The sequence below is a fragment of the Catellatospora sp. NPDC049609 genome, assembly GCF_040675365.1.
In the GTDB taxonomy this organism is placed as follows: Bacteria; Actinomycetota; Actinomycetes; order Mycobacteriales; family Micromonosporaceae; genus Catellatospora.
This window is the reverse complement of sequence record NZ_JBFAOU010000362.1, coordinates 1-3,443: the sequence shown is the minus strand read 5'-3', so window position 1 is coordinate 3,443 and position 3,443 is coordinate 1. Positions and strand designations below refer to the sequence as shown.

Below are 3,443 nucleotides of genomic sequence, written 5' to 3'. Positions count from 1 at the left end.
CTCCCTGCACTTTCCTCTACACTACCCGTTCGGGGATGCAGGTTCGGGGGTCAGCGGCCGGGGGCTGTCCCGGCCGGTGCACCTCACCGGCGCGTGGCACGGCCGGCGGTGGATGTCAGCCGGCCGGCGGGAACGGGTCGTCCTGGTAGGTCGACTCGTCCTCGATCCGGCCCTCCCCGTCGTGGATCACGAGCTGGCTGGGACGCTGGTCGCGAGCCGTCTGCCGGGCCTGGGCGACGAGATCCTCCTTGCGCTCGTGCGAGGCGACGACCTGGTCGCCCTCACGCAGCTCCCACTTCTTGCCGGCGGGCATCACGCGATACACCGTGCGCTGCATGACCGTCTCCCTTCATTGGGTTCCGTAATGCCCTGCTTATCGCCGATTGCCACGGGAACAAACCCCGGGCGCCGACCCGATCGCGTAACGCCTGGTCGATCAGCGGTCCGGCGACGTGACAGTGCGGCGATCGACCGCGCGGGGGCGTCCTGCCGTTTCGGAGCGGGACTGCCGGGCATGGGGTGAGGTGAATCGAACCCGCGCAGAGGAGCCGTCGTGGACCTCGACACCGCCCAGTCCCCGTCGTCAGCCGGCAGCCCGGAGGAGGAGACCGTGTACGCGCGTTGCCACAGCAGCATCGCCGCGTCGGCCGGCCTGAACGAGTTCCTGGCCGTCATGCCCGACGGGCAACGGCGGCTGCCTCGGCAGGTCCCGTGCGTGCTGCAGTACGGCCACCTCGAGGAGCATGTGGGGCTGCTGCAGGGCAGCGGTGAGCGCCGGCCGGGCGCGTGGTGGCTGCGCTGGGACGACACCGCCGGCCTGCGTTCGCTCGTGCAGTCGCCGTACTGCCGCGACGGCCGCTCGGCACCGGACGCGTGTCTGCTGCCCGGCGGGCACGAGGGGCACCACAGCGGTCAGCTGTCCACCCTGCTGGACGTGCCCCCGGAGCTGCGGCTGCTCGCGCCGGCGCCGAGCCGGACCCGCTGACCCCGCCGTCCGTGCCGGCGATCCGTGCACGGTAGGTGCGCGGGTCCGCCGGCCTCACGCACGGGCGCTGCGCAGGCCCAGCGGACTGCTGGGCGCCTTCGCCTTCGCCGCCTGCATCCTGGCCCCCAGGTCCTGCAGCGCGCCGCGGCCCATGGCCTTGCGCACCTGCGGGAACCATTCCTTCTCCTCCTCCTCGACGTGGTGGCGCACGTTCTCCATCAGCACGGCCATCTTGGCGTCGAAGCGCTCGTCGGTCGCGTCGGTCTCGGCCAGCTCGGACATCATCCAGGCGACGACGTGATGCTCCTCGACGCTTTCGAGCACGTGCTCGGTGGTGTCCGGGGCGGCCCGCCGTGCCGTCGGGTAGAAGAGCGTCTCCTCGATGTACGCGTGGGTCGTCAGCTCCCTGATCACCTGGTCGACGATCTCGCGCTTGCGGGCCGGGTCGTCGCCCGCCTTCTCGAACTGCTTGAACAGCCCGTCGACCACCTTGTGATCGGCTTTGAGAATCACGATCGCGTCCTCGCCGGCCTTGGCGGGCAGCGACTTCTTCGCCGTGCCGCCCGCACCCCGCCCTGCGGTGGCCACGGTGCTCTTGGTCGCCTTCGCGCCGGTACTGCCGCGGGCGGACTTGGCCGTTGCCGTACGTGCTGACTGGCTCACTGTGCCTCCTCGACGTGAAACACTCGATGAGCGATTAGTATCTGAATCGGGGCTCAATAGTGCGAAAACGCCCGAATCTCTGTCGAACGGCAGGCCGGTGCGACCCGCGACGAGGTATTGCTTCTCGTCAACGTGTCCAAGGTCGCCGTGCTGCCCTGGCCTGCGACGACCAAACGGTGCGTTAATGGTGGGGATGAGCGAACACGGTTTGACGATGCAGCGCCGAAACGACGCCGGACGGCTCGTCGTCTCGGTTCATGGCGAGATCGACCTGATGACGTGCGAACTGCTGAGCACCGAGCTGGGCGAGGCGACGAAGCAGTCGCCGGAGGTCCTCGTGGACCTGTCCGGCGTCAGCTTTCTGGACTCGGCGGGCATCCGCGTCCTCGTCGAAGCGCACCAGACGGCCGCGCGTGTCGGTCATCAGCTGTGTGTCGACAACGCCCACGGGTGGGTCGAGCGGGTGCTGGAAGTCACCGGCGTGCGCGAGCTGCTGGCAAGACCGCAGTAGCGAGGTCCGGACTGCCGGACTGCCCGGTGAGTGGCATCTTCAGCGAACGCGGCAGACACCGGCTTCGTGGACGCCGCTTCGTGTGGCCACCTGCGGACGGGCCATTCTCACCCAGATCCGCTTGCCCTCGTCGACGGGCTCGACGCCCCACGCCTCGGCCAACTCTCCGATGATCAGTAAGCCGTAGCCGCCGTCGCGCGGTCCGGGTGCAGCGGGGGAGCGATCCGTCACCTCCATGATGATCTCGTCGCCGGTCAGGCGGAGGAGCACGCCCGTGCACCCACCGCCGTGGCGGACCGCATTGCTCACCAGCTCATGTGCCACGCCGCAGACGGTGTCGACCCATATCCCGTCACTGCAGCCCCAGGCGCCCAGCCGCTGCCTGATCTCCCGCCGTGCGGCCGCCGGTGCCGGCGAACCGTCCGGGAGTTGGATCCGGGCGCTGGGCATTGCCACTACGGCCTCCGCTCTCGCTGCTGCGTAGCTAGTTTCCGCAACCTCGGCATGACAAACACGAATTATCGGATAAAGGTAATTTTCCGCTCGCCCCGTCGTGCGTGCTCGCAGCGGAGAACCGGTGGGGAGGGGTGATTGTTCGTGCTCGCCCCGGGTAAGACCGAACCGGTGGTCCGATGAGGCGACCTTGATCCACTACGCGCCGGGCTGGGCGTCCGCACGGCCCGTGAGCGCAGGCGCAGGAAAGGGCATACCCGATGGCCGACATGACCCACTTCACCATTGCGACCGTCGCCGAGCAGAGCGCCGACTTCCGGCGCGTCCTGTGGACCGGCCGGCACTCCCAGCTGGTCATCATGACCATCCCACCGGGTGGGGAGATCGGCGAAGAGGTCCACGAGCACAACGACCAGATCCTCACCTTCGTCAGCGGCACCGCAGAAGCGAGCGTCGGCGGCCAGGTGCGGCAGGTCGCTCAAGGCGACCTGGTCGTGGTGCCGGCCGGTACGCGGCACAACTTCCGCAACAGCGGTGTCAATCCGCTCGTCCTCTACACCGTCTACGGCCCGCCCGACCACGCCGACGGCGTCGTGCACGCCACGAAGGAGGAGGCCGAGGCCGCGGAGGAAGCCGGCAAGGACGAACCGCCGACGAGCTGAACGGGTCCGCATACCGCGATCCGGTCACGCCTGCTGCTGCGGCGTGACCGGATCGACCGGCTGGAAGAAGCTGCTCTAACGATCTTGTGCGCAATAGCTGACGGTGGCGGTTGCTGGTCCGATCGCAGATCCTTTTTGGATGCCGCGTCGATGGGCTCGTCGTGTCTTC

Annotated in this window: 6 protein-coding genes; 3 read left to right on the top strand and 3 right to left on the bottom strand. The window is 68.6% G+C overall.

From position 1 onward, the window contains the following. Nucleotides 1-115 precede the first annotated feature (115 nt). A complete protein-coding gene (locus AB0J67_RS40005; protein ID WP_363490860.1) occupies nucleotides 116-337 on the bottom strand; it encodes a DUF2188 domain-containing protein in 222 nt (73 codons plus the stop codon). Between the two features lie 216 nt (nucleotides 338-553). On the opposite strand from AB0J67_RS40005, the gene AB0J67_RS40000 reads away from it, so the two are divergent. After that, on the top strand, nucleotides 554-985 hold the full coding sequence (locus AB0J67_RS40000; protein WP_363490858.1) for a hypothetical protein: 432 nt from the start codon (nucleotides 554-556) through the stop codon (nucleotides 983-985). Nucleotides 986-1,039: 54 nt separating this feature from the next. Here the strand turns inward: AB0J67_RS40000 and AB0J67_RS39995 are convergent, their stop codons facing one another. Then, a complete protein-coding gene (locus AB0J67_RS39995; protein ID WP_363490856.1) occupies nucleotides 1,040-1,648 on the bottom strand; it encodes a hemerythrin domain-containing protein in 609 nt (202 codons plus the stop codon). Between the two features lie 193 nt (nucleotides 1,649-1,841). Here AB0J67_RS39995 and AB0J67_RS39990 point away from each other — a divergent pair, with 193 nt between their 5' ends. After that, a complete protein-coding gene (locus AB0J67_RS39990) occupies nucleotides 1,842-2,159 on the top strand; it encodes an STAS domain-containing protein (RefSeq protein ID WP_363490854.1) in 318 nt (105 codons plus the stop codon). Between the two features lie 39 nt (nucleotides 2,160-2,198). Here the strand turns inward: AB0J67_RS39990 and AB0J67_RS39985 are convergent, their stop codons facing one another. Then, nucleotides 2,199-2,483, bottom strand: coding sequence for an ATP-binding protein (locus tag AB0J67_RS39985; RefSeq protein ID WP_363490852.1), 285 nt, complete (start codon nucleotides 2,481-2,483; stop codon nucleotides 2,199-2,201). A 398-nt stretch (nucleotides 2,484-2,881) separates the two neighbouring features. Between AB0J67_RS39985 and AB0J67_RS39980 the strand changes: the two genes are divergently transcribed. Continuing rightward, nucleotides 2,882-3,274 carry a cupin domain-containing protein gene (locus tag AB0J67_RS39980; protein WP_363490862.1) on the top strand — a complete coding sequence of 131 codons (393 nt, stop codon included), beginning with the start codon at nucleotides 2,882-2,884 and terminating at the stop codon, nucleotides 3,272-3,274. The last annotated feature ends 169 nt before the right edge of the window (nucleotides 3,275-3,443 follow it).

Excerpts from the sequence above, each read along its gene's own strand:
- AB0J67_RS39980 (WP_363490862.1), top strand. The coding sequence starts at position 2,882 with ATGACCCACTTCACCATTGCGACCGTCGCCGAGCAGAGCGCCGACTTC.
- AB0J67_RS39990 (WP_363490854.1), top strand. The coding sequence starts at position 1,842 with ATGAGCGAACACGGTTTGACGATGCAGCGCCGAAACGACGCCGGACGG.
- AB0J67_RS40005 (WP_363490860.1), bottom strand. The coding sequence starts at position 337 with ATGCAGCGCACGGTGTATCGCGTGATGCCCGCCGGCAAGAAGTGGGAG.